The 26,002-nt window shown below is 38.8% G+C and carries 27 protein-coding genes; 16 read left to right on the forward strand and 11 right to left on the reverse strand.

All coding sequences use genetic code 11. From position 1 onward, the window contains the following. Positions 1-14: 14 nt before the first annotated feature. From fliY to aroQ, 9 genes are read right to left on the reverse strand one after another with little or no spacing between them, the layout of a single operon-like run. Positions 15-863: a flagellar motor switch protein FliY gene (gene fliY / locus CDOM15925_RS07455; protein WP_169942668.1), complete on the reverse strand. Its 849-nt coding sequence runs from the start codon at positions 861-863 to the stop codon at positions 15-17. Continuing rightward, positions 853-1,959 (reverse strand): flagellar motor switch protein FliM, encoded by a 1,107-nt coding sequence (fliM, locus tag CDOM15925_RS07460; RefSeq protein WP_169942670.1) that lies wholly within the window; start codon positions 1,957-1,959, stop codon positions 853-855. Before fliM ends, fliY begins: the two co-directional genes overlap by 11 nt. After that, complete coding sequence (locus CDOM15925_RS07465) at positions 1,959-2,666, reverse strand: RNA polymerase sigma factor FliA (protein WP_169942672.1); 708 nt, start codon at positions 2,664-2,666, stop codon at positions 1,959-1,961. Before CDOM15925_RS07465 ends, fliM begins: the two co-directional genes overlap by 1 nt. Next, positions 2,638-2,994 (reverse strand): hypothetical protein, encoded by a 357-nt coding sequence (locus CDOM15925_RS07470; RefSeq protein ID WP_169942674.1) that lies wholly within the window; start codon positions 2,992-2,994, stop codon positions 2,638-2,640. The genes CDOM15925_RS07465 and CDOM15925_RS07470 overlap by 29 nt, the downstream gene beginning before the upstream one ends. Positions 2,995-3,008: 14 nt before the next feature. Further along, positions 3,009-3,875 carry a MinD/ParA family protein gene (locus CDOM15925_RS07475; RefSeq protein ID WP_169942676.1) on the reverse strand — a complete coding sequence of 289 codons (867 nt, stop codon included), beginning with the start codon at positions 3,873-3,875 and terminating at the stop codon, positions 3,009-3,011. Next, complete coding sequence (gene flhF / locus CDOM15925_RS07480; protein ID WP_169942678.1) at positions 3,868-5,247, reverse strand: flagellar biosynthesis GTPase FlhF; 1,380 nt, start codon at positions 5,245-5,247, stop codon at positions 3,868-3,870. Before flhF ends, CDOM15925_RS07475 begins: the two co-directional genes overlap by 8 nt. Before the next feature lie 9 nt (positions 5,248-5,256). After that, positions 5,257-5,739: a 2-amino-4-hydroxy-6-hydroxymethyldihydropteridine diphosphokinase gene (gene folK, locus CDOM15925_RS07485; RefSeq protein ID WP_169942680.1), complete on the reverse strand. Its 483-nt coding sequence runs from the start codon at positions 5,737-5,739 to the stop codon at positions 5,257-5,259. Next, positions 5,736-6,761 carry a M24 family metallopeptidase gene (locus CDOM15925_RS07490; protein ID WP_169942682.1) on the reverse strand — a complete coding sequence of 342 codons (1,026 nt, stop codon included), beginning with the start codon at positions 6,759-6,761 and terminating at the stop codon, positions 5,736-5,738. Before CDOM15925_RS07490 ends, folK begins: the two co-directional genes overlap by 4 nt. Before the next feature lie 2 nt (positions 6,762-6,763). Then, entirely contained in the window at positions 6,764-7,222 is a 459-nt protein-coding gene (aroQ, locus tag CDOM15925_RS07495) for a type II 3-dehydroquinate dehydratase (RefSeq protein WP_211436707.1), read from the reverse strand. A gap of 137 nt (positions 7,223-7,359) precedes the next feature. Between aroQ and mqnF the strand changes: the two genes are divergently transcribed. Then, the gene (mqnF, locus tag CDOM15925_RS07500; RefSeq protein ID WP_169942686.1) at positions 7,360-8,580 is read left to right on the forward strand and encodes an aminofutalosine deaminase family hydrolase; all 1,221 of its coding nucleotides are present in this window, start codon (positions 7,360-7,362) and stop codon (positions 8,578-8,580) included. Positions 8,581-8,686: 106 nt separating this feature from the next. Then, positions 8,687-9,556: a signal peptide peptidase SppA gene (gene sppA / locus CDOM15925_RS07505; protein WP_169942688.1), complete on the forward strand. Its 870-nt coding sequence runs from the start codon at positions 8,687-8,689 to the stop codon at positions 9,554-9,556. 794 nt (positions 9,557-10,350) lie between these two features. On the opposite strand, the gene ribD is transcribed toward sppA, so the two are convergent. Together ribD and bamA are read right to left on the reverse strand one after the other, a co-directional pair. After that, a complete protein-coding gene (gene ribD / locus CDOM15925_RS07510) occupies positions 10,351-11,418 on the reverse strand; it encodes a bifunctional diaminohydroxyphosphoribosylaminopyrimidine deaminase/5-amino-6-(5-phosphoribosylamino)uracil reductase RibD (RefSeq protein WP_169942690.1) in 1,068 nt (355 codons plus the stop codon). A gap of 151 nt (positions 11,419-11,569) precedes the next feature. After that, positions 11,570-13,792, reverse strand: a complete 2,223-nt coding sequence (gene bamA / locus CDOM15925_RS07515) for an outer membrane protein assembly factor BamA (RefSeq protein ID WP_169942692.1) — start codon at positions 13,790-13,792, stop codon at positions 11,570-11,572. 91 nt (positions 13,793-13,883) lie between these two features. On the opposite strand from bamA, the gene CDOM15925_RS07520 reads away from it, so the two are divergent. The 14 genes from CDOM15925_RS07520 to CDOM15925_RS07585 all read left to right on the forward strand — a co-directional run bounded on the left by CDOM15925_RS07520 (position 13,884) and on the right by CDOM15925_RS07585 (position 26,000). Further along, positions 13,884-14,714: a prephenate dehydrogenase gene (locus tag CDOM15925_RS07520; protein WP_169942694.1), complete on the forward strand. Its 831-nt coding sequence runs from the start codon at positions 13,884-13,886 to the stop codon at positions 14,712-14,714. A 61-nt stretch (positions 14,715-14,775) separates the two neighbouring features. After that, positions 14,776-16,152 (forward strand): peptidoglycan metallopeptidase Pgp6, encoded by a 1,377-nt coding sequence (gene pgp6 / locus CDOM15925_RS07525; RefSeq protein ID WP_169942696.1) that lies wholly within the window; start codon positions 14,776-14,778, stop codon positions 16,150-16,152. Between the two features lie 63 nt (positions 16,153-16,215). Continuing rightward, on the forward strand, positions 16,216-17,100 hold the full coding sequence (gene lpxC / locus CDOM15925_RS07530; protein WP_169942698.1) for a UDP-3-O-acyl-N-acetylglucosamine deacetylase: 885 nt from the start codon (positions 16,216-16,218) through the stop codon (positions 17,098-17,100). 83 nt (positions 17,101-17,183) lie between these two features. Next, entirely contained in the window at positions 17,184-17,552 is a 369-nt protein-coding gene (locus CDOM15925_RS07535) for a glycoprotease (RefSeq protein ID WP_169942700.1), read from the forward strand. 8 nt (positions 17,553-17,560) lie between these two features. Next, positions 17,561-18,442 carry a homoserine kinase gene (gene thrB / locus CDOM15925_RS07540; protein ID WP_169942702.1) on the forward strand — a complete coding sequence of 294 codons (882 nt, stop codon included), beginning with the start codon at positions 17,561-17,563 and terminating at the stop codon, positions 18,440-18,442. Between the two features lie 25 nt (positions 18,443-18,467). Next, positions 18,468-18,752: a YlxR family protein gene (locus CDOM15925_RS07545; protein WP_169942704.1), complete on the forward strand. Its 285-nt coding sequence runs from the start codon at positions 18,468-18,470 to the stop codon at positions 18,750-18,752. Beyond that, positions 18,718-21,402, forward strand: a complete 2,685-nt coding sequence (infB, locus tag CDOM15925_RS07550) for a translation initiation factor IF-2 (RefSeq protein WP_169942705.1) — start codon at positions 18,718-18,720, stop codon at positions 21,400-21,402. Before CDOM15925_RS07545 ends, infB begins: the two co-directional genes overlap by 35 nt. Then, positions 21,399-21,770: a 30S ribosome-binding factor RbfA gene (gene rbfA / locus CDOM15925_RS07555; RefSeq protein WP_169942707.1), complete on the forward strand. Its 372-nt coding sequence runs from the start codon at positions 21,399-21,401 to the stop codon at positions 21,768-21,770. Before infB ends, rbfA begins: the two co-directional genes overlap by 4 nt. Then, a complete protein-coding gene (rimP, locus tag CDOM15925_RS07560) occupies positions 21,757-22,185 on the forward strand; it encodes a ribosome maturation factor RimP (RefSeq protein WP_169942710.1) in 429 nt (142 codons plus the stop codon). Before rbfA ends, rimP begins: the two co-directional genes overlap by 14 nt. Before the next feature lie 153 nt (positions 22,186-22,338). Next, on the forward strand, positions 22,339-23,241 hold the full coding sequence (gene accD, locus CDOM15925_RS07565) for an acetyl-CoA carboxylase, carboxyltransferase subunit beta (RefSeq protein ID WP_169942712.1): 903 nt from the start codon (positions 22,339-22,341) through the stop codon (positions 23,239-23,241). 3 nt (positions 23,242-23,244) lie between these two features. Next, a complete protein-coding gene (locus CDOM15925_RS07570) occupies positions 23,245-23,700 on the forward strand; it encodes a 23S rRNA (pseudouridine(1915)-N(3))-methyltransferase RlmH (protein WP_169942734.1) in 456 nt (151 codons plus the stop codon). A 9-nt stretch (positions 23,701-23,709) separates the two neighbouring features. Next, a complete protein-coding gene (dksA, locus tag CDOM15925_RS07575) occupies positions 23,710-24,066 on the forward strand; it encodes an RNA polymerase-binding protein DksA (protein WP_169942736.1) in 357 nt (118 codons plus the stop codon). 9 nt (positions 24,067-24,075) lie between these two features. Continuing rightward, entirely contained in the window at positions 24,076-25,077 is a 1,002-nt protein-coding gene (locus CDOM15925_RS07580; RefSeq protein WP_169942738.1) for a LapA family protein, read from the forward strand. Further along, complete coding sequence (locus CDOM15925_RS07585) at positions 25,074-26,000, forward strand: tRNA dihydrouridine synthase (protein WP_169942740.1); 927 nt, start codon at positions 25,074-25,076, stop codon at positions 25,998-26,000. Before CDOM15925_RS07580 ends, CDOM15925_RS07585 begins: the two co-directional genes overlap by 4 nt. Positions 26,001-26,002: the final 2 nt, after the last annotated feature.

The following is a 26,002-nucleotide window of genomic DNA, read 5'->3' on the forward strand; positions in this document are numbered from 1 at the left end:
CTTAAGCGAGCGAATTACCTAAGCTGCTCCAAGCGCTCTTTTTTGCTTCCTATTTGCGTTATCTGGATACCGAAATTTCCATCCACGATAACGACTTCGCCAAGAGCTACGACTTTATCGCTGATTAATATCTCAAGCGGATCGTTTGCAAGCTGATTTAGCTCGATTACCGAGCCTATATCCATACTTAAAACATCCTTTAAAAGCATTCTTTTTGAGCCGATTCGCACCCGTATAGGCAGGCGAACGTCCATGATAAGACCGATATTTCGCATCTCTTCGGCACTAAATTCGCTTTTTGCGCCGTCATCTTGACTCTTTGAATTTGCATTGCTGTCTTTATGGTCTTTGTTAAAAAATTTAACGAAAGAAAAATCAACCACAACTCCGATTTGTTCTTGTATATCTTCGATATTTACGGTATATGCGTATAGTTTTTCAAATGAACTTATATCAAAATTTGAGCTTTCGTCTATGAAATTTACCTTTGAAATTTCAAAATTCAGCTTCGGCATATTTTTTTGCGCGCCAAGCGAGGTTGCAAAAGCGCCCATGATGTTTGAAAATATCTCTTTTGTAGCGTCAAGCTCATCTTCGCCAAGCTCATCGTTTCGCGAAATTTCCTCTTCTCCCATCATCCACTCGCTTACCGCACTCATTAGCACCGGTGTAGCTACGAGTATCATTTTAGCCGTTATATCGCCGCTTATATTTACGTTTGCTACAGCCAAAGGAGGCTTTACGCCCTCTTGATTTGGAGCGTCATATTCGGCTTTTGGACCTATATCTGGGGTTTTGCCGGTAAGTCCTTCGATGGTCGCTTTTACCTCATTTACAAATAACTTAAAAAATTCATTCATCATATTCGCTGCTTTCATCTAACATATTATCATCATATTCGTTATGCTCTTGTTCGTAACTCATAAGTTTTGCTTTGCGCTCTTCTTCATACTGCTCTAAGATATGCTTGATCTCGTCTCTATCGGTTCTGATAAGCTCTTCTATCTTGATTGATTTTCTAAATCTATGAAGTCCAACTTCTGCTAAAAAGACATCTTTTTTATCGATTGTTACGATAGCTTTATCATTAGCCGAGCGATCAAGACGAAGTATATCGCCCTCTTTTAAATTCAAAAACTCATCTACGCTTATATTTGCCTTGCCTAAAATCGCCTCATAAAGCACTTCGGCTCGTCCGATTAGGGTCTTAAGCTCTTTATTTCTGCTCTTTTTTGCGCTTGTTTCACCAAGCATTATATCGCGGTTTGCCAAACGGCTTAATATCGGCTCAAGATAGATGACAGGATAACATATATTTATCATACCGCTTGAATTTCCTACAATGATCTCCATAACGACCATGATAACGATTTCGTTTTGAGAGACTATTTGCACGACGTTTGGACTACTCTCTTTAGCTTCCACGTTTGGATACATGTCGGTTATCATGCTCCAGCTATCCTTAAGACGCTGCATCATCATTCTAAGGATCGCGTCAAGCAAATTTACCTCTATATCGGTTAGCTCTCTGCTAGTTTCAAATCCTTCGCCGTTACCGCCAAGCAAGCGATCTATCATCGGGAAAGCTATACTTGGATTTATTTCAAGAACGCAGTTTCCATCAAGCGGTTTAATGGAAAACACGTTAAAGCTGGTAGGACTTGGCAAGCTCATCAAAAATTCGCCGTATGTCATCTGATCAACGCTATGCAAGCGAATTTCAACGATACTTCGCATAACGCTTGAAATTTGACTTGCCAGATTTCGTGCAAGCTTATCGTGAATGCCTTTTATCGCGCGAAGTTGCTCTTTAGAAACGCGATTTGGACGCTTAAAGTCATAGATAATTATCTGTCTTTGATCTTCTTGCGATGAGCTTCCTATATCGCTTGTATCGCCGTCCTCATCGACAACTTCAAGCAGTGCGTCTATCTCTTCTTGACTTAAAATATCAGCCATTATCTACCCTCAAGCCTATCTCTAATCTTACTCATTAAACGTTTATGAATTTGCGAAATTCTCCCTTCGGTAATATTCAAAATTTCGCTAATCTCTTTTAAATTTAACTCTTCATAATAGTATAGCTGAATTATCAGCTGATCGCGCTTACTAAAAGTGGATAAAATTTGCTCGATATTTTCTATCATGTCCTCTTTTTCAACTCTATCAAGCACGTTTTCTTCGCTTAGAATTTGCATCTGATCATCTAAACTAAGAGTCATAACTACCGAGCTTACGTTTCTAGCATCGCGAATTTTATCTATATCTTCATCAAGAATGCTAGCTAAATACTCATCGCTAGGCTCTTCTTCGTGAGTATTGAAATATTCATCAACCAAGCTGTCAATGCTCTTTATAAGCGCTCTGCTGGCTCTGCTTACCACATCAAGGCTTCGCAAGAAATCAAGCATCGAGCCGTAAACTCTTTTTTTCGCATAGCCCCAAAACGAGTCGTTTTGCTCCTTATCATACTTGCGAGATAGCTTGATCATCTCTTCAAGTCCGGTGCTTATGAGGTCATTTACGTCTATGTGCGAAGGCAAGCGTTCTTTTAGGCGAAAAGCCATCGCGCGCAGTGCCGGCATGTACTGCAAGACTATATCGTCTTGCTCTTTTTTTATCGTTTGCGCATAAGCGTTAAGCTGCTTTTGCTTTGCTCTGTCCATGCTTTTTACTACTCAAGGTTTGCTTAATAAGCGCATTTTCCACCGCAAGCTTAGCAAGCAGGCTATCTATACGCTTTTCTCTTATACCAAGCTCGGATATGAGATAATCAGCCGTCTCTTCATACTCCTCTTTGCTGTGCCCTTTTAAAATTCTCTTAGCGTCGATGTAGTTCATGATGATGATGTGAATAAGCAGGTAAAAGACAAATGTTATAAGAAATGTATATACCATCATCTCGATAGGTTCGCTTACTTTTAAAGTAACAAACATAAGTCCTATGAAAAACCCGCACACCGTAAAAAACGCTATAAAATTTTCCGCTCTCAAAATTCGTCCTAAATTTAAAATTGCTCTATCAAACGTTTAAAAAAGCCCTTAAAGCTCCTGTTATCCGTCGTATCAAGCACTTTTCGTTCCAACCTGTAAAGTAGCCTTGAAGCGATATCCTTCATCTCGCCGCTACTTAAGCTAAATTCACTCTCCTGAGTAAAAAGCGTTCGCTGCTTTATGCTGCGCGATACGTTTTTATCATCACTTAAATAGCCCAAAAGCTCAAGCTTCAGTCCGCTTCCTATATTTGCGCGCGCTACTTTTTGGATATTTTCAAAAATTCTAACCGCCTCTTTTTCGTTTTTAACCATGTTAAAAACCATAAGCATGTTGTCTTTTATCTTTGAAGTTACTTTTATAACCGCGTAAGCATCGGTAATCGCCGCAGGATCAGGCACTGTTACTACTATCACCTCATCGGCGGCTTCTAAAAACATATGGGTATTTCCGCCTATGCCCGCGCCCGTATCGATGATGAGAAAATCAAGCCCGTCAAGCACGCTGGCCTCATCTAAAAATCTCTCATATAAAAACTGGTTGTTAAATTTTAAAATTTCATCGCCGCTTTCGCCAGGAATCAACGTCAAATTCGGCTTTATCTCGATTAAAACATCTTTTAGCGAACACTCGCCCTTTAGCACGTGAAGCAAATTTTTACTAGCACGCACATTGAGTATCACATCTAAATTCGCTAGCCCGATATCCGCGTCAAACAAAGCCACCTTATAGCCGTTGTTTGCAAGGATGTTTGCCAAATTTGCGCTTATCGTGCTCTTGCCCACACCGCCTTTGCCGCTTGTGATAGCCACAAAATGAGTGTTTTTGGCTCTTTTATTTGAAGCTACGAGAGATTTTAGTTTATCGGCTTGACTACTCATCGTTTGCTTCCTTTTCAAAGCCTTCCAGCACGCACTCAACTAAAAATTCGCTCTTAGCCACCATGATATCATCAGGCACCTCTTGTCCTACGGAAAAGAAGCTAACGGGCGTATTTGTTTCATAAATAAGCGAAAAGACGTTACCGAAAATTTTCGTCTCGTCAAATTTGGTGATAATTAAAGTATCTATATCAAGAAATGAAAATCCGTCGTAAATTTCAAGCAGATCTTCGACTTTTGAGCCCGCAGAAAGGACTAAATTCACATCTATCTGCGCATCTGCGCTCTTTAAAAACTTCTCAAGCCTAGCCAGTTTTTCCTTATCATACTGCGAATTTCCCGTCGTATCTATTAGTATCACGTCGCAGTGATTTAGCTGCTTTATCGCGCTTTTAAAGTCCTCAACCTCAATCACGTCAAGTATCGGCAGCTTCATCATCTTAGCATACTGAAAGAGCTGCTCAACCGCCCCGATCCTATAAGTATCAAGAGTGATAATGCCCGTTTTGTAGCGCTTCTCGCCGCTGTAAGCAAACCGCGCGGCAAGCTTAGCAAGAGTGGTAGTCTTGCCAACTCCCGTTGGTCCAACCAGCATCATTATCTTTTGTTTTTTGTTGTCTTGCTCGATCCTGCATGGAAGCATCTTGCGAAGCAGAGAATAAAAATACCGCTTAACGGCGTTTGGATTTGTTTTCATCGAAGTTGGCATATTTTGGGTTGTAGTTTGCATGATCGCTTCTAAGTGTTCTTCCTTCATACCGCTTTTTTTAGCCGCTTTATAGATACTTGCAAATTCAGGGGGTATGACGAGGTTATTTCTGCCGGGTGCCTTTTCGTCCCAGATCATGTCGGCTATCAAATTTACCTTATCGCTTAGCGCATTCATTTGCTTTGCTACATCATCGATTTTTTTGTTATAGCCTTCGGGATTGTCGTTTTGTATGCTTTGCATGCCGCTTGATTTAGTTATCTCACTTATCTCTTTTGCGGCTTTTGAGATATTTACAAGGATATTATCATCGCTTTTAAACTCGTTTTTAGCACGGGATTTACCAAAGAGCTCATCGTCCGAAACGGTAAAATCATCTCTTAAAGGAAGCTCTTCTATCTCAAATTTAGGTCTTTGTTCAAATTTGTTATTTTGGTTTTGAAATTTATCATATCCCTTTAAATTAACGCTCTTTGCGACTTGCTTTGGCTCATCTTCCTCTTCCACGCTTACTAAAATTTCATAAAGAGGCTTTTTGTTTATCGTTTTTGGTCGAATTTGCTTAGTGGTAACCAGCATAGCCCTCTCTCCGCACTGCTCCTGCGCCTTTTTAAGAGCTTCTATGCTACTTTCGCCCGTAAATGTATAAAGCTTCGTTGCCAAATTTACTCCTTACCTAACCCTTTTCATTAACCCAAGCGGCAAAATCACGCTTAACCTGCTCTTTGCTCCCACATGCGGAAGAGTAAGTCTCGCGTCATTTCTACTCGCTCCGCTAAAATATAAAATATCTATATCAAGCGTTCTTGGCGCATCCTTAAAGCTACGAATCCGCCCAAAACGCCTCTCTAAATTCGCCGTTACTTTAAGCAAATTTCTAGCACTTAGACCGGTTTGAATCAAAACCACCGAATTATAAAAATCCGTCTGCTCTTTAAACCCAAAGGCTTCATTTACTAAAATTTCAGAACTCTCTACGATATGTATCCGTTTATCGTTTTGTAAAGCTCTATAAAGCCTATCAAAACGCTTTTTAACCTCTCCGATATTACCGCCAAGTCCTAAGACGGCGACATTTTTAAAGCCGTGTTTGTAATTCAAAACTCTCGGAAAAAAAACGCTTTTTTCAAAACGTCTCATTCCGGCTAGCTTCATAAAATTTCAGCTCCGTCTTGGCGAACCACTACGACATCCTCGATCCTTACGCCAAATTCACCCTCGATATAAATCCCCGGCTCCACGCTAAAAACCATGCCCTCTTTTATAATCTCATTTGAGCGGGCAGAGATAAACGGAAGCTCGTGTATATCAAGCCCTACACCGTGTCCCGTAGAGTGAAAAAACTGCTTTCCAAAGCCTTGCTTGGCGATAAATTCACGCGCCGCCGCATCTATTTCGCAAGCTTTTTTACCGATTTGAACGGCTTTGATAGCTAAAATTTGAGCCTCTTTTACTATCTCGTAAATCTCTTGATACTTTGAGCTTTTAAAATTTTGCTCTTTTGAGAAGTTAAAATTTTCATCAAAGCACGCAGTTCTAGTTCTATCAGAACAGTAACGCTTAAATTTTACACCGGCATCAAGTAAGAGCAAATCGCCATGTCTTAGCTTCTTTTTGCTTGGCAAGGCATGCGCTTTAGCGGCATTTTCGTTTATCGCAACGATCGGGCTAAAGCTAAGCTCAAGCTCGCCGCGCTGCTTAAATATAAGCTCGGCATTAAAAAACAGCTCTTCTTCGCTCATTCCCTCGCCGTTTTGCCTTACAAACTGAGCAAATTCATCAAAGCACTTTGCTCCAAGAGTTGCTGCTTCTTTTAAAATTTTTATTTCATCCTCACTCTTTATCATGCGTGAAATTTGTGAGAAATTAGGCTTTGGCGTGAAATTTATCCTAAGATTTTTACTAAGCTCGCTAAATGCGCCGTAGCTAAAATCAAGCGGGTTAAAATCTATCTTTTTAACCCCCTTTTTACGCAAAAATAGCCTGGTATCTTTTATCAAAGAGCGCTCTATCTCAACGACATCGCACCCATTAGCAAGCTCTCTTGCTTCGATAGTGTATCTTGCGTCGGTCAGGAAAAATTTACGCCCGTTAATGCTTAAAAATATCGCATTATCACAGCTATATCCGCACTGCGCATAGATAGCGTTTTCATCTCTTAGGATAAAATTTCGCATTCTTACTCCGCTTTTTGAGCCGCTCTCATCGCTTTTACTTGCTCAAAAACTTGAAGCATGCCGATCATAGCCAGATGATATCCCACAGGTCCAAAGCCGATGATTTGACCTGCGGCAACAGGTGCTATCATGCTTTTTTGTCTAAATTCCTCTCTGCGGTGAATGTTGCTTATATGCACTTCAATAACCGGCAAATTTACCGCACTTAACGCATCTCTAATGGCGATTGAAGTATGCGTGTAAGCGGCAGGATTTATGATGATACCGTCAACCTCGCCAAAACACTCTTGAATTTTATCTACGATTTCACCCTCTAGGTTGCTTTGAAAAAATTCTATGTCTATGTTATTTTGCTCTGCAAAAAGCTTCATCTGAGAGTGTATGTCCTCCATCTTCATAATGCCGTAGATATTAGGCTCTCGTGTGCCAAGAAGGTTGATATTTGGACCTTGGATCACCATAATTTTGAAATTTCTTTCCACGTTTTATCCTTTTCGTAAATTTTAAATTTAGCTTTAATTATACATTTTTATTTCTTATATCATACTTCTATGGTTTGAGTTTTTTTGCTACAATCACACAAATTCGGAGTTAAAAAATGACAATTATAAAAGCCAAATTTATTATGCTCTGCGATAAGAATTTCACTATCTTAAAGGATAAAGCGGTAGCATTTGAGGATAGAATTTTAAAAACGGGCGAAGCAAGCGAGCTAATTAAACAATTTCCGCAGGCTGATTTCATAGACGCAAAAGACGCTATCATCGCTCCTGCATTTATAAATCCGCACGTTCATCTTGAATTTAGCGCAAATAAAACAAGCCTGGTTTATGGGGATTTTTTAGAGTGGTTAAGTAGCGTAATAGCCTCTCGCATCGAGCTTTCAAAAGAAGCGAACCAAGCGCTTATAGCAAAAACCATAAAAGAAATTCAAAGAAGCGGAGTGGGCACTATAGGCGCTGTTTCAAGCTTCGGAAGCGACTTTGAGCCTTGTGTGAAAAGCTGCGCGCGTATAATTTACTTTAATGAAATTTTAGGCACAAACGAGCAAATTTTAGAAACTAACAAGCAAAATTTCATCTCGCGATTTAAAAAGAGTAAAGAGGCGCAAAACGAGCTTTTTATCCCCGCGATTTCGGTTCATTCGCCCTACTCCACTCATCCAGAACTGGCAAATTTCGCACTTCAAATCGCCCGCGATGAAAATTTAATCGTATCGACTCATCTAATGGAATCAAACCACGAAAAAGATTGGCTTACGAAGGAGTCCGGTGGATTTAAAGAGTGGCTTGGCAAATTTAACAAATCAGCCACGCCTTTTTATGACGTAAATAGCTTTATATCGCTATTTTCCGGCATCAAAACGCTCTTTACACACTGCGTTTATCTTAACGACTTTAGCAAATTTGAGCGCGAATTTCATAGCGTTACGCATTGTGCCTTTTCAAACCGCTTGCTTAGTAAAAAGACACTGAATTTACAAAATTTAATTGACGAAAAAATTCCTTTTAATATCGGCACGGACGGACTTAGCTCAAATATAAGCCTGAATTTTTTTGATGAGTTAAGAGCTAATTTATTAATCCATAGCGAGTTTAATCCTCAAAATTTAGCCCAAATTTTAATCCTGGCCTCAACTTCAAACGCAGCAAAAGCTTTAGGGCTAAATTTAGGAGAGATCGCTACCGGCAAAATCGCTGATATAGCTTTTTATAAAGGGTTTGGCGAGATCAAAGAGAGCGAACTTGCACTCATGCTTTTGCTTCACACTAAAAATTGCCAAAGTCTTTATATAAACGGCAAAATTTGCGAGCTTTAAAATTAAATACATGGCAGGATTTTGATTAAATTTATGAGCGAATTTTCATAAATTTGATACAATCTTTGTCAAATTTATGAAAATTAAAATACAAAAAAGGAAATTTATGGGATTTTTAAAATTGATATTTTCGCCTATCATCGCGATTTTAAAATTTATAAACACTTATTTTAAGGCGATGATATTTCTGCTGATCTTATTTTTGATATTTTCAAGCGGCGACAATAATGGCGTAAATGCGCCAAATTTAGCCCAAATAAACATCTCAGGCGCGATCAGAGACAGCTCAAAAACGCTTGAAGAGATACACGCCGCAAGCAAAAACGATCAGATAAAAGGCGTCTTGCTATTCATAGATAGTCCAGGCGGCGCACTTGCTCCAAGCACAGAGCTTGCAATAGCGGTTAAAAATTTAAGAGCTAAAAAACCGGTCATTGCCTACGCAAGCGGATCAATGACAAGCGGAAGCTACTATGCCGGAGTAAACGCAAATAAAATTCTAGCCAATCCGGGCTCGTTTATCGGCTCCATCGGCGTCATCTTGCAAGCGCCCGACATAAGCGAACTGGCAAGCAAGATCGGAGTGGCGCAGCAAGTGGTAAAAGCGGGTGAATTTAAAGAGGCCGGAACGTTTGCCAGAAAGTGGAATGAAGCCGAGCGTACCGAGCTTGAGCGCTTGGTCAAGCAGTCTTATAATATGTTTGTAAGCGATGTTGCGGCGGCTAGAAATCTTGATATAAACGCTAGCGATAAATGGGCAAACGCACGGGTATTTTTAGCCAGCGAAGCAAAAAATATGGGCTTAATCGATGAACTAAGTGACTATTATTCGGCAAGAAAAGAGATAGAAGAGCTAAGCGGTGTGAGCGATCCTACTTGGAAACAAAAGCCTAAAATCGAGAAATTCTTAGACGAGTTTTTGCAAAAAAATGTAAATAGCTTTTTGGATATGTTTTTGAATACGAGCGTAAGATAAAGATAGGCTCTGTAAAATAAAACATTGACATTTGCTAAAAACCAAACATTAATTGCTCTATCCGTAAAGTACCAGATGTGCATCCTGAAAAATTAAAGGAAGTGGCTGTGCTAGATTGCTACTTTCGGACTACGTGTGGTATTTTTTGTGCAAGTTTTAGTTGTGCTTTTTGAAGTCAAAAATCTCATAATAAAAACTTTATCTCAATAAAACTATAAAATATTTTTGGGTTTTTTTGAATTTAGTATCCAAAGGCGCTTGATATAATTCAAAGGGTTTTGTAGCCATATAAAACTGAATAGGAAAAGCGTGTATAGTGATTGCTTTTTTATTTGCAATAACAATCGTGCCAAATATATTTAATTAATAATTTTTGATAATTATAAAGATAAAATAAAAAATAATAATAAATAAACTAATTTTAAATTTTAAATTTATATAATTATATTGTGGGTCTGAGACAAAACATCCCTTCCCTTTCTTTCCCTTCCCGTGTAGTCTCAGACCTTACAAATTCGTCATTTTAGACCACATAATCAATTTTACTTAATTTAATTCTTTATTATTTAATTTAATTTATCAGTATAAATAAATAGTTGTTTGTTATACAATCTAAGTAAAGTCTTACCGCCAAAAGCATTATGAACTCATATGGTATAAAAATCAAGCTAGAAATAAAATAGTTGAGTTTAAAGATTAAAATACATTTTGCGTATTCTTACAAAATCTTAAAAACGTAAATTTATATAAAGAAAGATTACTACGATTGATTTTTGCAGGCTAAAATATAGAGGTCAAATTCTTTTAAGCCAAGTATAGCTGTCGCTTGCAAAATTTGAGCTAAAAAGCTTTTTTAATTTTAAATTTAGCCTTGCATTAGGCGCGTTTTTAAACTCGCTTGATTGATATATCAAAATCCATTTAACACGCTCGTCAAGATTTTTTAAGAAATTTTCTCCACCCTCAAACATTACCAAAGGCTTTTTAAAAGCATTTTCCAAGCTATCTGAAATCTCAACATTGCGGTTTTTAACATTAAAAAGAGGGATGCTTTTATCGAAATTTTTATCTCTTGAATATATCAAAATATCAGGATTTTTGCCATTTGAGATAAGTCTAGTATCAAGCGTAGGGCGATCGATCCTAACCGTATTTCCGCCGATTACCAACATACCGCACACGCTTCTAAGCTTATGGGAATGAGTTCTGCTAAGTTCGTTTGATATTATTCCTCCACTTGTTACTCCGTTTGCGCTAAGGGCGAGTTTAAAAAAGCTAAAATTTCCGCTTTGCCAAGCTAAAAAAGGCTCTATAAGTTCATCTGCAGCCTCTTTTAAAACGCCAAATTTTACTTTTATTCCGCTAGCTTTTAAAATTTCAGCACCGCCGGAAGCGATTTTGTTTTCATCTATTCTTGCGATGATAACTTCGCTAAACCTAAGCTCTTTTAGCAAATTTGCGCAAGATGGGGTTTTGCCCTCGTGAGAGCATGGCTCAAGAGTAACGTAAGCCTTAGCATGCTCTAATAAATTATCGTGGTTTTTAAGTATAAATTCGTAAGTAAATTTGGGCTCTAAATCGGCATTTTCAAGATCTAAAATATCGCTAAAATTTAAGTTAAACTCGCGGTTATACTCTCTTAAAAATTTAGCTAAAAAATCTTTATTGAGGGTACAAAGTGCAAAAAATACAGCTAAAGGTTCGGCATGTAAAAAGCCTGCTTTTTTATGAGCTTCTATAGCTAAAATTCGTCCGTTTTTATCTAGTATAACACACCCTACAGCCGGGTTTGGATAGGTTAAAAGCTGAAATTTCCAAGCCTTTTTTATAGCAAGAGACATATAAAATTCATCGTTTATCATTGATAGTCCAAGAATTTGAGATAATCAAAATTTAAGCGAAAATATCATGAGAAAATTTTTAATGCCGTGAAGAAAATTTAAATCAAGATAAGGCAAATAACCTATCACCGATTTAAATTTTCAAACTCATTAAAAAGAGCTCACAAAAATTTTAAAATCTTTGGCCGATGGTAAATTCAAACGTACTCGTCTTATCTCCAGGCTTTTTGCCTATCGGTTTAGCAAATATCAGCTGCAAAGGACCTATAGGCGTAATCCACTCTATGCCGCCACCTGCACTATATCTTGTTATCTCGTTTAAGCTGCTTTCGCCTATCTTGCCGTAGTCAAAGAAGCCAAATCCACGCATTTTAACGCGGTCTATCAAAGGAAAGCTAAGTTCTGCGGAGTTGTTAAATGAAATTCCGCCACCGATCTCATCGCCATAAGCATTTTTCGGAGTAACCGTTCTCGAATCATATCCGCGCAGGTTTCTGATGCCGCCTAGATAAAGCTTTTCGTTGATAGGCACATAGCCTCTATCCCAAATTTTGCCAAAGCTTGCTTTGTATCTTAGGATAAGATCATAATCAATCCACTCTCTTAAGCCTAAATACCAGTTAAAATTCGTTCTGCTCTTTAAAAATTTCTCATCTCCGCCAACGCCAGCGAATTCAAGACTGGTGCTTGCCATGATGCCCTTTCTAGGAAGGTAATAATCATCGGTGCTATTATAGCTTAAAGCAGGTATTAAAGCGCTCTTTATGCTTTTACCCTCTCTGTAGCCGGTTCTAAGAAGAGTTTCGCTAAGTCCTTTGATGTCGCTTTGTTCTATAACATAAGAAAGTGAAGCACTTAAATTTCTAGTGATCTTTCTACCAAGCGTAGTAGTAAAACCGTATGATTTCTCTTTATAGTTATTCCAATCGTAGTCATTGGCATAAAGCGTGCCGCCAAGGCTGTATTCCGAATCAAAAATTCTAGGATTTGTAAGTCCTATCTGACCTGAGAGCTCATTATCGCTTCTATCTACGCTTATAACACCCTTTAGTCCTGAACCAAAGACGTTGGTGTCAGAAACGCTTGCATTTAATAGCAATCCGTCCGAGCTTCCATATCCTATACCGCCACTTATAGAGCCTGTTGAAGCCTCTTTAACATCTACCAAAAGATCAACTTCATTTACGCCGACTCTTTCTTCTTTTATCTCGACATCTTCAAAATAACTCGTTCTTTTAAGTGCTGACTTGCTATCTTCAAGATCGGTTCTATTATACAAATTTCCTTCGGTAAGATACATCTCTCTTCTTACTACCCTATCGATAGTTCTGTCATTTCCTGAAATTTGCACGTTTCTTATATATGCTTTATCTCCGGGAACTACTTCGTAAGTAATATCAACCGTATGCTCGTCTGAATTTTTGAACGTCTGAGGTATAACTCTTACAAACGCATAGCCCTGATCGGCTATCATATTTTCAAGCTTTTGGATATCTGATCTTAAGCGAGCCGAATTCATTCTATCTCCGGCTTCAAGCTTAAATTTCTTAACCACTTCTCTTTCGTCAAGCTCAAGAAAATCAGGCGCCTCTATACTCACATTTGATACGGTATATGGCTCTCCTTCGGTTACGTAGTAAGTAAGATCCGCCATATAGTTATCCATATAGGCGTTAAGATAAGGAGTTGAAACCGTAGCGTCCAAATAGCCTTTTTGGAAGTATTTATCTTGAATTCTCGCAGAGTCGTTAGGCAGTTCAAAGAGCTTAACCTTACCGTCGTTTCTGCCCCACATCCAACCCATAAATTCACGCTGCTTATTGGCTACGACAGGCTCTATATCGCCGTAATCAAAAACCTTAGCGCCTATTAAATTTACCTTTTGGATTATCATATTTTCGCCACGGTTGATATTAAGAGTTACAAAGAGGCTACTCTCGCTTCCCGCAACCGGCTCTTTTTTCACGTCTATAACGGTATCAAAATACCCCTTTGACTCGTAATACTGCCTGATACGCTCTTTGGCTCTATTTATGGCAAGCTCGTCATACATATGACCTTGTTTTATGCCGATAAGTCCGTCTATCGCCGTTTTATCGTTTGTAACGACGCCTTTTATATCAAGTCTTGCTATGCTTGGTTTTTCTTTCACCACTACAAGGATATCGCCGTTGCTCTCCTCGATATAAATATCATCAAAATAATTTTGCCTAAATAAATTTGATATGGCTCTATCGGTGCTATCGCCAGTCAGCACATCGCCCACTCTAAGCCCCATGATCTCCTTGGCAACTTCAGGAGAAAGATGCAAAAGACCCTTAAAATTTATAGACTTTATCTCGGTAGCGCCGCTAAAACATACCGCAGCAAGTAGTAAAAAAACGCTTTTTTTCATTGAATTTAACCTAAAAATGAGTATTAGGCGGTATAATAACACATTTTAATTTTAAACAATATAAATTTAATAATTTCATAAAGGCAACACTATGAAAATCGGAATTATAGGGCTTGGGCTTATCGGAGGCTCGCTTGGACTCTGTCTTAAAAACGAAAAGCTAATCTCTTGCGTTAGCGGTCTTGATATAAGCAAAGAGCACGAAAGAAAGGCTCTGGAGCTAGGCCTTGTGCATGAAATTTTATCTCTTGAAGAGATGAAAAAGAAGTGTGATATCATATTTCTTGCAATCCCTGTCGAAGCGATAATCAATATAGTAAAAGAATTTGAAGACATAGACGAAAATACAACCATAATCGATCTTGGAAGTACAAAACAAAAGATCATAGAAGCGGTTCCTGAAAAGATAAGAGCGAATTTCGTCCCGGCTCACCCTATGGCGGGCACTGAATATTCAGGTCCTACGGCTGCATTTTCAGGGCTTTTTAACGGAGCGGTTGTTGCCATTTGTGATTTTAAAGAGAGTAGCGAAAAACATGTAAAAAGATCAGTCGAGCTATTTTCTCACCTTGGAATGAAGATTATATTTATGGGTGCAAAAGAGCACGATCACCACGTAGGGCTTATCTCTCACCTTCCTCACGCCATAAGCTTCTCGCTTGCGGCAGGAGTTTTAAAAAAAGAGAACAAAAAAAACATCATCGCCCTTAGTGGCACGGGTTTTAACGGAATGATAAGAATCGCTAAAAGCTCGCCCGTAATGTGGAGTGATATATTTAAGCAAAACAAAGACAATCTAATAAGCTCTATTGAAATGTTTAAAGACGAACTTGCCGTGTGCGAAAATTTGGTGCGCGAAGAGAGGTGGGACGAGCTTAGAGATTGGATGAGCGAAGCCAGAAAGATACGCGAAATTTTATAAATTTACTTGAAATTTATAGCTTTTTAGTAAAATTCAGCAAAAATTAAAATTAGGAAAATTTATGAGAAGACGCGGAAGAAATTCAAATTTTATAGCTTACGGCATTATTGTCGTTTTGCTTGCGGTAAGCGGATTTTTGCTTTTTACATCAAATACGTTTGAGCGAGAAGCTCCACAAATCGGTATTGAAGATGAAATTTATTGGAATCTAAAATCCCCTTTGCAGGTTAAGATAACCGACAACGTTGCCGTAAAATCAGTAAAAATAGTTATGAATGACGGAGCAAACGATATAGTCTTGTCAAATCAAAAATTTGACGCTCCAATCGGTTCGCTTGATCTGAATATAACTTTTCCAAAGACGGGATTTGCCGCGCAAAAAGATCTTTATACTCTCAAATTTGAAGCCGTAGATACGAGCAGATGGGGCTTTTTCTTTGGCAACAAGGAGAGCAAAGAGGTAAAAGTAACGGTAGATAGCAAAAAACCCAATCTTCACATCCTAAATCACTCCTACGCGATAAACAAAGGGGGCACCGCCACAGTCGTATTTAAGGCAAATGACGAGAGATTAAAAGATGTCTATATCGAGTCAAATTTCGGCAAAAAATTCATACCTACCAAATTTTATCAAGACGATCACTACGCGTCTTTAGTGGCTTGGCCGGTAGATGAAAGTTCATTTAGCGCCGATGTGGTAGCGGTTGATCTTGCAGGAAACGAAAGCAGAAGCAAGATAAGGTTTTTTTACCAAAACCGAAGCTACCGCGTTTCTAAAATAAAACTGGATAATCAAAATAGATTTTTAAATGAAAAAATCCCAGATCTTGCGCAACAATACGCAAAAGATTATGAAAGCATGTCAAACGTAGAAAAGATGAAATTCGTAAACGAAACCCTAAGAGCGGCGAATGAAAAGCTCATAGCCGACGCTACGTCTAAAATTTCAACCGATACGATAAGCGAATTTGGTCTTAAGAAATTCTACCCGCTTAAAAACGGCAAGGCGGTAGCGAGCTTCGGCGATCATAGATACTATACCTTAGGCGATCAAGAGATAAGCGAATCTTGGCACATGGGAATAGATCTTGCTTCTACCCAACGAGCAAACATAGTTTCAAGCAACGACGGCATAGTAGAATTTGCAGGAGAAAACGGTATCTACGGACAAAACGTGATCATAAATCACGGATTTGGCGTATTTTCGCTTTACGGACACTGCACCTCTTTGACGGTAAAAATAGGCGATGAAGTAAAAGCCGGCGATATAATAGGCACAACGGGAGTTAGCGGGCTTGCAATGGGAGATCATTTGCATTTTGGAATGATAGTGCAAGGCATAGAGGTAAGACCTGAAGAATGGATGGATACGGGCTGGATGAAAGATAACGTTTCGGGCGTGCTAAATTCGGCAAAAAAAATGATAAGTGGCAAATAACTAGAATTTGTTACCAAAAATATGTATAATTAGAAAAAATTTTATGAATTTTAAGGGAAAATTTTGCAACAAACAACGATAAAAAGAGCTGTTGAAAGCGTCGGTATCGGGCTTCATAAAGGCGAGCCAATAAAAATAACGCTAGAGCCAACAAGCGCAAATACGGGCATAGTTTTTTATAGAAAAGATCTTGGCGTTAGCTACAAAGCAGAACCGAAAAACGTGATCAATACTCAAATGGCAACGGTCATAGGGGGAAAAGAGGGCTATATATCAACGATCGAGCACTTATTAAGCGCTATTAGCGGGTACGGCATAGACAACATCCGCATAGTTCTTGACGCCAACGAAGTGCCAGTAATGGACGGAAGCGCGATCAGCTACTGCATGATGCTTGATGAAGCGGGAATTCAAAAGCTTGAAGATCACAAGCGCGCCATAATCATCAAAAAAGAGGTTAAAGTAACAAAAGGCGAAAAATTTGCCAAAGTAACTCCGTCAAAAAATCCTAAATTTGACTTTACTATCAAATTTGATCACCCAATTATAGGCGAACAAAGATATGTTTTTGAATTTAGCAAAAGTTCTTTTATAGAAGAGATTGCAAGAGCGAGGACTTTTGGATTTTTAAAAGATGTCCAGATGCTTCGAGCAAACAACCTTGCCCTAGGCGGAAGCTTAGATAATGCCGTAGTAATCGATGATACTCGCATACTAAATCCTGAAGGCCTTAGATTTGAAAACGAATTCGTGCGCCACAAAATTCTTGATGCGATCGGCGACTTAAGCCTTATAGGAGCGCCCTTGATGGCTGATTATACTTCATTTGCCGGAAGCCATGAGCTAAATCACGAATTAACCGTAGCTATTTTAAGCGATGTTAAAAACTATGAGATTGTTACTCTTAAAGGTGATTTGGCACTTGAATATCAAAAGGTATTTGCATAAAACATATCCAAATTCTCGTAGTTGCGCTATCCTCCCCGATTATCGTCGGAATTTATGATAATGACGGCAAATTCATACAAAAAATGATAAGCGATAAAAAATCCGACGAATCGCTTATCGAAATTCTTAATGAACTTACCAATGAGCAAAAATTACAAATTTCAAAGATTATTTACGCAAATGGACCGGGAAGTTTCATGGGGACAAAAGTCTCTTATATAGTCTTAAAAACTTTTAGCATGGTTAAAGAGTGTGAATTTTACGCTATAAGCGGATTTGAATTGAATGGAAACGGAGCAATAAAAGCAAACAAGTCCTTAAGCTTCGTAAAAACAGGAGATAAAATTTTACTTCAAAAAGCAGAGCCTAAAGAATTTGAATTGCCGTTAAATTTAGATGTTTTAAATCTAAATTTAGATACTCTACCAAACTACGTAATTCAAGCGGTTTAGGAGATAATTTGGTCATAAAAGTTCCTGCAACAAGTGCAAATTTAGGACCCGGTTTTGACGCGTTAGGGCTTGCACTAAGCTTATATAACGAGGTTGAAGTAACGAGAGCTAAATTCTCTTCTATAGCGATTTTTGGAGAGGGTGAGGATAATATAAAATTAAAAAAAAATAACTTATTCTTATCCGTTTTTAACGAAATTTACTCAGAACTTACAGGCAAAAAAGATACTTTTCGTATAATCTTTAAAAACCAAATTCCTTTTTCAAGAGGCCTTGGCAGCTCTTCTGCGGTTATAACTTCAGCAATTGCGGCAGCTTATGCGACAGCTGAATTTAAAGTCGATAAAAACATAATTTTAAATAAAGCGCTGATCTATGAAAATCATCCCGATAATATAGCTCCTGCAACGCTTGGCGGATTTGTAAGTTCGGTAGTAAATAAAAATCAAGTAGCGCACATCAAGAAATTCATCAAAGATGATATAAAAGCCGTTGTAGTGATTCCTGATAAACCGATGAGCACTAAAGAATCGCGCACAAAGCTACCTAAGAGTTATCTTATGAGCGAATGCGTAAATAATCTCGCTCACGCTTCGTTTTTGACGGCTTGCTTTTTTGAAGAGAGATATGAGCTCTTAAAAGTTGCGGCAAAAGATATGATGCATGAAGATATCAGGATGAAGTCACTTCCCGAGCTATTTGACGTAAGAAAAACAGCCTATGAAAACGGAGCTTTGATGAGCACTCTTTCAGGAAGCGGTTCAACCATGCTAAACATATCTTATAAAAATGACGCATCAAATTTGAAAGAGAAGTTAAAAGATAAATTCAAAAGCTTCAGAGTTGAAATTTTATCCTTTGACAACCATGGATTTATAATAAAAAGCTAAAAAAAAGCAAACAAAAGATATAATAATGACTCAAAATTATATTCCTATCAGGATGTGTGCGGTATGCAAAACTCGCTTTAGTCAAGCAAATTTACGCAGATACCGCATAATCGACTCTTCACTTTTTCATGGCAAAGGAAACGGTAGAAGCTTTTATATATGTGAAGATTGTTTGATAAAAGATGAGAAAATTTTAAAAAAATCGCTCGGTAGAGTGGCGGGGAATTTTATCGCTACTCTGCAAAATGGGCAAAATTTAAAGGAGATACTCTTAAATGGCGAATATTCGGATTTCAGAGATAGCAAATGAACTTGGCTACAGCAGCAAAGAGGTGCTGGAAAAAGCTATCGAACTAGGACTAAAAGTCAAAACTCACTCAAGCGGAGTTACGCCTGAAGAGGCTGAAGCGCTGTATACTTTTGTTCAAACGGGAGAAATTCCTGAAAGCTTTCAGCAAAAGCCCGAAAAGAAAAAAGCAGAGCCTAAAAAATCAGCATCAAAAGCGCCAAAAGAGAGTAAAGAGACAAAAAAAGAGACAAGTAAAACAGAGAAAAAAGATACTAAAAAAGAAGAAAAGCCAAAAGAAAACAAGAGTGAAGATAAAAAAACAGAAGCCCCAAAGAGCCAAAAACCTAAAAAACCGGAGCCTGTAGCGGCAAAAGAAGAGATCGAAGAACAGTCAAAAGAGAAGGAGGCTACAAAACAAGATCCTATAACAGCTCCTCAACCTAAAGAGAGCTTGGCTGACGTAAGCTTACAAAAAAGACGCGGGCTTATGATAGTTAAGAAAAAAAGAGATGAAGCTCCTGCACCAAAACCTGCAAGAGAGGTAAAAGAGCCGAGCGAGCCTGCTAGAAATTTAGAAAGTATGTTTGCTTTTAGCGACGGCGAGAGCATAAAAAAGAAGAAAAAAGAGAAAAAGCCTGTAATTGCAACCAAAAAAGACGGCGCTCAAAAAGTTGATTTGCTCGGCGACAGAGATCTTGGCGATATAGTTTTAGAGGATGAAGATGTAGTGGTATTGCCTGATTTTTCGGTAAGAACTCCAGCCCCTCAACCTACTCAAAAGACCAAACAAACCAATACCTTTAAACCTGCGTTAAACAACTCAATCGGTTCATTTTTAGAGCAAGGTATCGGCAGACGTCCAAGAAAGAAACACAAAAAGTCATCGCGCGATAACTCAAATAAAGAGATAATCGACTCGGTAAATATCCCAAAAGAGATTCGCGTATATGAATTTGCAGAGAAGATAAACAAACAGCCAAGCGAAATCATCGGCAAGCTGTTTATGCTAGGCATGATGACTACTAAAAACGACTTTTTGGATGAAGATGCGATCGAAATTCTAGCCGATGAATTTGGAATTGAAGTAAATATCGTAGATACCCAAGAAGAATTTGACTACGTAAAAGCTTACGAAGAGCAAGTCGATGATACGAATTTAACTGAAAGAGCTCCGGTTATAACGATCATGGGACACGTTGATCACGGTAAAACTTCGCTTCTTGACTACATTAGAAATTCACGAGTCGCATCGGGCGAAGCGGGCGGCATAACTCAGCACGTCGGCGCTTATATGGTAAATAAAAACGGCAAAAATATCACATTTATAGACACTCCGGGACACGAAGCATTTACGGCTATGCGCGCAAGAGGAGCCAAGATAACCGATATAGTTATCATCGTAGTTGCAGCAGATGACGGCGTAAAACCTCAGACCAAAGAGGCTGTAAGTCACGCAAAAGCAGCAGGTGTTCCTATTATAATCGCCATAAATAAAATGGATAAAGAAACCGCAAATCCAGATATGGTAAAAACCGAGCTTGCAAATCTTGATATACTCCCGACCGACTGGGGCGGAACGTATGAATTTGTACCGATATCTGCTAAAACAGGTATGGGTGTTGAAGATCTGCTTGAAATCGTACTTTTGCAAGCGGAAATTTTGGAGCTTAAGGCTAATGCAAAAGCTAATGCAAAAGCAACTATCGTAGAAAGCTCTCAACAAAAAGGTCGCGGTTCGGTCGCAACCGTCATCGTTGAAAACGGTACGTTAAAAGTTGGAGATACTGTTGTAGCAGGCGTTGCTTACGGAAAGATAAGAAGCCTGCTTGATGACAAAGGTAGAAATTTAAAAGATATCAAACCGGGAGAATGCGGTGTTATTATAGGACTTAGCGAAATTCCGGAAGCCGGTGAAACTTTAATAAGCGTAAAAACAGATAAAGAGGCGCGAGAATACGCTCAGAAAAAAGCCGAATACTTACGCCAAAAAGAGCTTTCAAAATCAACGAAAGTTACTATCGAAGAGCTTAGCGAAAAGATAGCCGAAGGCGAGTTAAAAACACTTCCTGTTATCGTAAAAGCCGACGTTCAAGGTTCGCTTGAGGCTATTAAAGCAAGTCTTGAAAAGCTTAGAAATGACGAGATAAAAGTAAATATCATACACTCAGGCGTAGGCGGTATAACTCAAAGCGATGTAGCCTTAGCTCAAGCAAGTGAAAACTGCGTGATTTTAGGATTTAACATCCGTCCAACAGGCGAGATAAAAGACAAAGCCAAAGAGAGCAAAGTCGAGATAAAAACATACAACGTAATTTACAATCTACTCGATGATATAAAAACACTTCTTGGAGGTCTTATGTCGCCGATCGTTCGAGAAGAACAGCTCGGTCAGGCTCAGGTTCGCCAAGTTATCAATGTACCTAAAATCGGTACTATCGCAGGCTGCTTAGTAACCGAAGGCACTATCAACAGAGGTGCTAAAATCAGACTTATCAGAAACGGCGTAGTCGTTCATGAAGGCACAGTAAGCTCGCTAAAACGCTTTAAAGATGATGTTAAAGAGGTAGCCAAAGGCTATGAATGCGGTGTTGGCATCGAAGGCTATAACGACATAAGAGAAAACGACTATATCGAAAGCTTTAAAGAAGTAGAGGAACAAGCCACTCTATGAATCCGACCGAGATAAAACGACTAAGAACTCAAAGCGTACTTAAAGAGCTAATCCCTGAAGCTCTTGCCACTCTTGAAGATAGTATTTTGCGTGGTTTATGCGTAACGGACGTAGAGTGCAAAAAGGGCAGATACGACGCATTTGTATATCTTGACAAGATGGCTTTTGACGAGCACGAGCAGGCTTACGTTTTAGAACATCTAAAAAAAGTTTCAAGATATCTGCAAAATCACTGTATGGCGGCTGAAGGCTGGTATCGATGCCCGAATTTTCATTTCAAATTTGACGATAGGCTGGAGTATCAAAATCATATAGATAGTCTTTTTGATAAAATTTCAAAGGATTTAAACAAAAATGCAAAATCTTGAAAAATTAATAAAAGAGTGCGGTGTAGAACTTTACGATACTGAAGTTGCAAACGAAAACGATAGAACCATTTATAGAATTTACATCACAAAACAAGGCGGAGTAAGCTTGGATGATTGCGAAAAAGTCTCTAGATTACTATCTCCGATATTTGACGTAGAGCCTCCGATAAGCGGGAATTACAACCTTGAAGTTAGCAGTCCCGGACTTGAAAGAAAACTTGAAAAACCAAGCCACTTCATCACAAGCGTTGGGGAACTAGTCAAAATTTCAGCCACAATAGGCAGCGAAAATAAGAAGCTAAAAGGCAAATTATTATCCGCAAACAGCGAAGATATAGAGCTTGAATGCGAAGATCAAAAGTTCAAAATCAAAATTTCAGACATAAAAAAAGCCAAAACATATTTTGAGTGGTAAATTAAAATTTGCTGCTCAAATTTAAATTTACACTTTCAACTTTACAAACATTCTAAATTTACATAAAAACAACCCTAAAACACTTAAACATAAGCAAACACAATGTTAAATTTGGATATAATCGCATAATTTTCATATATAAAGTAGGTAAAAATGAGCTTTTTAGATATTTTCTCCAAAACCAGAAAAAAACAATCAGCTCCGAGCGAAGCTCCTGCACACTGGATCAAATGCGATAGCTGCCACTCGCTTATGTATTATAAAGAGGTTGAAGCGTGCTTTAACGTATGCCCAAAATGCGGCTATCATATGCGCCTAAAGCCTGAAAGAAGGATAGAGATGCTCTGCGATGCAGGCAGCTTTGTAGAATTTGATACTGAGCTAAGACCTGTCGATCCTCTTAAATTCGTGGACAAGAAGTCATATAAAAAGCGCATAAGCGAAAGCGAAGAAAAGACAGGCAGAAGTAGCGCCGTGATATGCGGTGAAGCCAAAATAGACGGCATGGACGCTCAACTAGTAGTCTTTGACTTTAGCTTTATGGGTGGCAGTCTTGGCTCGGTTGAAGGCGAAAAGATAGTAAGAGCCATCAAGCGCTCACTGGATAAAAGGCAACCGCTCATAATTATCTCCGCTTCAGGCGGCGCAAGAATGCAAGAAAGCACATTTTCTTTAATGCAGATGTCAAAAACCTCAGCGGCGTTAAAACTGCTTGATGAAGCCAAAATCCCTTACATTTCAATTCTTACCGATCCTACCATGGGTGGAGTTAGTGCCAGCTTTGCGTGGCTTGGCGACATCATTATAGCCGAACCTGGCGCACTTATCGGCTTTGCGGGTCAAAGAGTTATAAAGCAAACTATCGGTTCTGATCTACCTGAAGGATTTCAAAGATCTGAGTTTTTACTAGAGCACGGTCTTATAGATGCGATAGTTGAAAGAAGAGAGCATAAGCAGTTTATCGGCGATATGATTAGGCTACTTACGGATATCAAGCCCGAGCAAAAACAACCGCAAGATGCCCAGATAATGCAAGAGGACGAGGTGGAGGAATAAGGCTTGGAAATTTCGGTATTTTCCATACAAAAATCCAAGCAAGATAGCTTTGAAAGCGAGATAAAAGAGTATATCAAGATGTCGTCTAAATTTGCCAAAATTACCGATACCGTCATATTTAACGAAAAAATCGCAAAAGCTCAAAGCAAAAGCAAAGAAGAGTCGTTAAAAGCTTACGATGAAGCATATGAGCCAAATTTAAAGGGCTTTTGTATCGCACTTGACGAAAGAGGAGAGCAGATGAAAAGCGAGGAATTTGCCAGAATTTTTGCCAACAACTCTCAAATTTCACTTTTTATCGGCGGAGCTTACGGATTAAGCTCAAATTTTAAGCAAAAAGCCGACAAAGTAATCAGTCTGAGCTCTATGACAATGGCTCACAAGATAGCTAAACTTATGCTCTTTGAGCAAATTTTCAGAGCGCTTTGCATAAATGCAAATCACCCATATCACAAGTAAAGGAAATAGATGCGCAAAAACGATTTAGAGTTTTTTAAAGCACTTTTAGAAGAGAGAAAGATACAGATAAGTAAAAATATAATCGATGCAAGCAACGAGATCGCAGGGCTTAGAGGAAGTGGCGTAAGCGATGAATTCGATATCGCTTCGGTAAATGCCGATCAACTCATAGAGCAATCAATAAACGCTCAACAAAGACAAGAGCTTATCGAGATAGATCTGGCGCTTAGTAAAATTTTTAATAAAACCTACGGTGTTTGCGAGATGTGCGAAGAAGATATAGGTCTGGCTCGCCTTAAAGTAAAACCTCACGCTAGATACTGCATAGTTTGCAGAGAGATAGTGGAAAAAACATCTAAAAAATAAGGAATCATCATGAAAACAAGACGTTTTATAGTATATAGCGTGATATATATAGTCTTACTTGGCATTTTGGTGTATTCAATCGACTCTTCTGATCATACTTTCGGGCTTCTTGGCTACTCGTTTACTATGCCGCTTGCGCTTTGGGTAGTACTGCCGGTGGCGTTTTTTGCGATTCTTTGCATAGCACATATCGCATATCACGGCTTTGAAATTTATATGTTTAAACGCTCCATAAAACGCGATGAAACTCTTTACAAAGAGCTTGCCAGAGAGGTTTTGCTAGGGCTTGATACAAATAAAGATTTTAAAACAGAGCTTTACAAAGCTCCTTCGCAAATTACTAAAATTTTATCTCCTTGGAGCAAACACAAAGACGAAGCTATTAGCGACGACGAGCTTGAAAGCGTTGCAAAAACAGTAAAAAACATAATAAATGGAGAAGTTGTCGATCTTAAGAAATTTAGACTGCAAAGCACAAATTCGCTCTTTATACAAAACGAGCTAAATAAAATAGAAAAAAATTCCACCTATTTCCTTGATGTGCTTAAAGACTACAAAGAGATAAACGATGAAATTTCTAAAAAAGCCAATGAAAAGCTTATTACAACCGGCAGTTTCGCAGACATCAAGAAATTTAATTTCGCAAAGAGCGCAGAAGAGACCATGACTCTACTTGAGCGCTTCGTAAAAGATGAGATTGTTATAAGCAATGATGAAATTTACGAGCTTCTTGATAACTTTAAAATTTCAAAAGCTCAGTATAATAACTCTGCAAAAATTCTGATAGGCAAGATAACTCCTGACGCTCTTATAAATATATTTGAGAAGCTAAAATCATCTCATGCCGATGCCGAAGAGGCGTATTTGTATCTGCTATTTGAGTTTCAAATGCTTGATAAAGTGCGTGAAATCACAGAAAATTCGGACGCAAGCGAATATCAAAACATCAAAATTTTGATGTATCTTAGAGAAAACGGCAAGCTAGTGCCTGAAAATTTGCTCTTTAGATGATAGACTTTAGCTTAAAGCCTATCTTTTTAGCTCCTTTGGCAGGTTTTTCCGATCTGCCTTTAAGGAGCGTGGTTAAGCGTTTTGGATGCGATGTAACGGTTAGCGAGATGATAAGCGCAAACGCACTTGTCTATGAAAGCTCGGACAAGACTCTTGAAATGCTTAAAAAATCCCCCGAAGAAACTCCGTATATCGTTCAAATCGCAGGAAGCGATAGAGAGATCATCAAAAAAGCTGTCGAGATTATAAATAAATTTGAAGGAATAGACGGCATAGACCTAAACTGCGGCTGTCCCGTGCCAAAAGTAATCAAGCAGTGCGCAGGCTCGGCACTTCTAAAAGATATAGATAATCTCAAAAAGATAGTAGAAACGATAAAAAAAACTTCAAATAAAAATATGCTAAGCGTTAAAATGAGGCTAGGATTTGACGAGAAAATTCCTGAAATTTTAGCTTTAGCGGCTGAAGATGCAGGGGCTGATTATATAGCTTTTCACGGGCGAACAAGAGCTGGCGGATATACGGCAAAAGTTGATTATGAGGCTATAGCAAGAGCCAAAAGTGCGGTTAAAATTCCGCTAATCGCAAACGGAGATATCAGCGAGAAAAACGCCGAGCAGGTTTTTAAACTAACAAATTGCGACGCTATAATGATAGGCAGAGCCTGCATAGGCAAGCCTTGGGTATTTCACGAGATCAAAAGCGGCCAAAGCGTAACTAACGAGCTAAAGCGCGAGATAATCCTAGCTCACTTTGACGCTATGCTCTCTCACTACGGCGCTCACGGAGTGTCGATATTTCGCAAGCACTTGCACCAGTACTCAAAAGGCATAGATGGCGCAAGCGCATTTAGAGACGAGATAAACCGCATCAGCGACGCTTTTACAATGCGCGAAAAGATAGAAGACTTCTTTAAAATTTAAAT

This window comes from Campylobacter sp. RM15925 (genome assembly GCF_012978775.1).
GTDB classification, from domain to species: Bacteria; Campylobacterota; Campylobacteria; order Campylobacterales; family Campylobacteraceae; genus Campylobacter_A; species Campylobacter_A canis.

Bases quoted from the DNA above. Each gene is read 5' to 3' on its own strand.
- aroQ (WP_211436707.1), bottom strand. From the start codon at position 7,222: ATGGTGATCCAAGGTCCAAATATCAACCTTCTTGGCACACGAGAGCCT.
- pgp6 (WP_169942696.1), top strand. From the start codon at position 14,776: ATGAGAAGACGCGGAAGAAATTCAAATTTTATAGCTTACGGCATTATT.
- rbfA (WP_169942707.1), top strand. From the start codon at position 21,399: ATGAATCCGACCGAGATAAAACGACTAAGAACTCAAAGCGTACTTAAA.
- rimP (WP_169942710.1), top strand. From the start codon at position 21,757: ATGCAAAATCTTGAAAAATTAATAAAAGAGTGCGGTGTAGAACTTTAC.
- CDOM15925_RS07490 (WP_169942682.1), bottom strand. From the start codon at position 6,761: ATGCGAAATTTTATCCTAAGAGATGAAAACGCTATCTATGCGCAGTGC.
- dksA (WP_169942736.1), top strand. From the start codon at position 23,710: ATGCGCAAAAACGATTTAGAGTTTTTTAAAGCACTTTTAGAAGAGAGA.
- CDOM15925_RS07535 (WP_169942700.1), top strand. From the start codon at position 17,184: ATGATAAGCGATAAAAAATCCGACGAATCGCTTATCGAAATTCTTAAT.
- fliY (WP_169942668.1), bottom strand. From the start codon at position 863: ATGATGAATGAATTTTTTAAGTTATTTGTAAATGAGGTAAAAGCGACC.
- CDOM15925_RS07580 (WP_169942738.1), top strand. From the start codon at position 24,076: ATGAAAACAAGACGTTTTATAGTATATAGCGTGATATATATAGTCTTA.
- infB (WP_169942705.1), top strand. From the start codon at position 18,718: ATGGCGAATATTCGGATTTCAGAGATAGCAAATGAACTTGGCTACAGC.
- CDOM15925_RS07465 (WP_169942672.1), bottom strand. From the start codon at position 2,666: ATGGACAGAGCAAAGCAAAAGCAGCTTAACGCTTATGCGCAAACGATA.
- sppA (WP_169942688.1), top strand. From the start codon at position 8,687: ATGGGATTTTTAAAATTGATATTTTCGCCTATCATCGCGATTTTAAAA.
- folK (WP_169942680.1), bottom strand. From the start codon at position 5,739: ATGAAGCTAGCCGGAATGAGACGTTTTGAAAAAAGCGTTTTTTTTCCG.
- accD (WP_169942712.1), top strand. From the start codon at position 22,339: ATGAGCTTTTTAGATATTTTCTCCAAAACCAGAAAAAAACAATCAGCT.
- CDOM15925_RS07545 (WP_169942704.1), top strand. From the start codon at position 18,468: ATGACTCAAAATTATATTCCTATCAGGATGTGTGCGGTATGCAAAACT.
- fliM (WP_169942670.1), bottom strand. From the start codon at position 1,959: ATGGCTGATATTTTAAGTCAAGAAGAGATAGACGCACTGCTTGAAGTT.
- CDOM15925_RS07520 (WP_169942694.1), top strand. From the start codon at position 13,884: ATGAAAATCGGAATTATAGGGCTTGGGCTTATCGGAGGCTCGCTTGGA.
- CDOM15925_RS07585 (WP_169942740.1), top strand. From the start codon at position 25,074: ATGATAGACTTTAGCTTAAAGCCTATCTTTTTAGCTCCTTTGGCAGGT.
- bamA (WP_169942692.1), bottom strand. From the start codon at position 13,792: ATGAAAAAAAGCGTTTTTTTACTACTTGCTGCGGTATGTTTTAGCGGC.
- mqnF (WP_169942686.1), top strand. From the start codon at position 7,360: ATGACAATTATAAAAGCCAAATTTATTATGCTCTGCGATAAGAATTTC.
- ribD (WP_169942690.1), bottom strand. From the start codon at position 11,418: ATGATAAACGATGAATTTTATATGTCTCTTGCTATAAAAAAGGCTTGG.
- CDOM15925_RS07475 (WP_169942676.1), bottom strand. From the start codon at position 3,875: ATGAGTAGTCAAGCCGATAAACTAAAATCTCTCGTAGCTTCAAATAAA.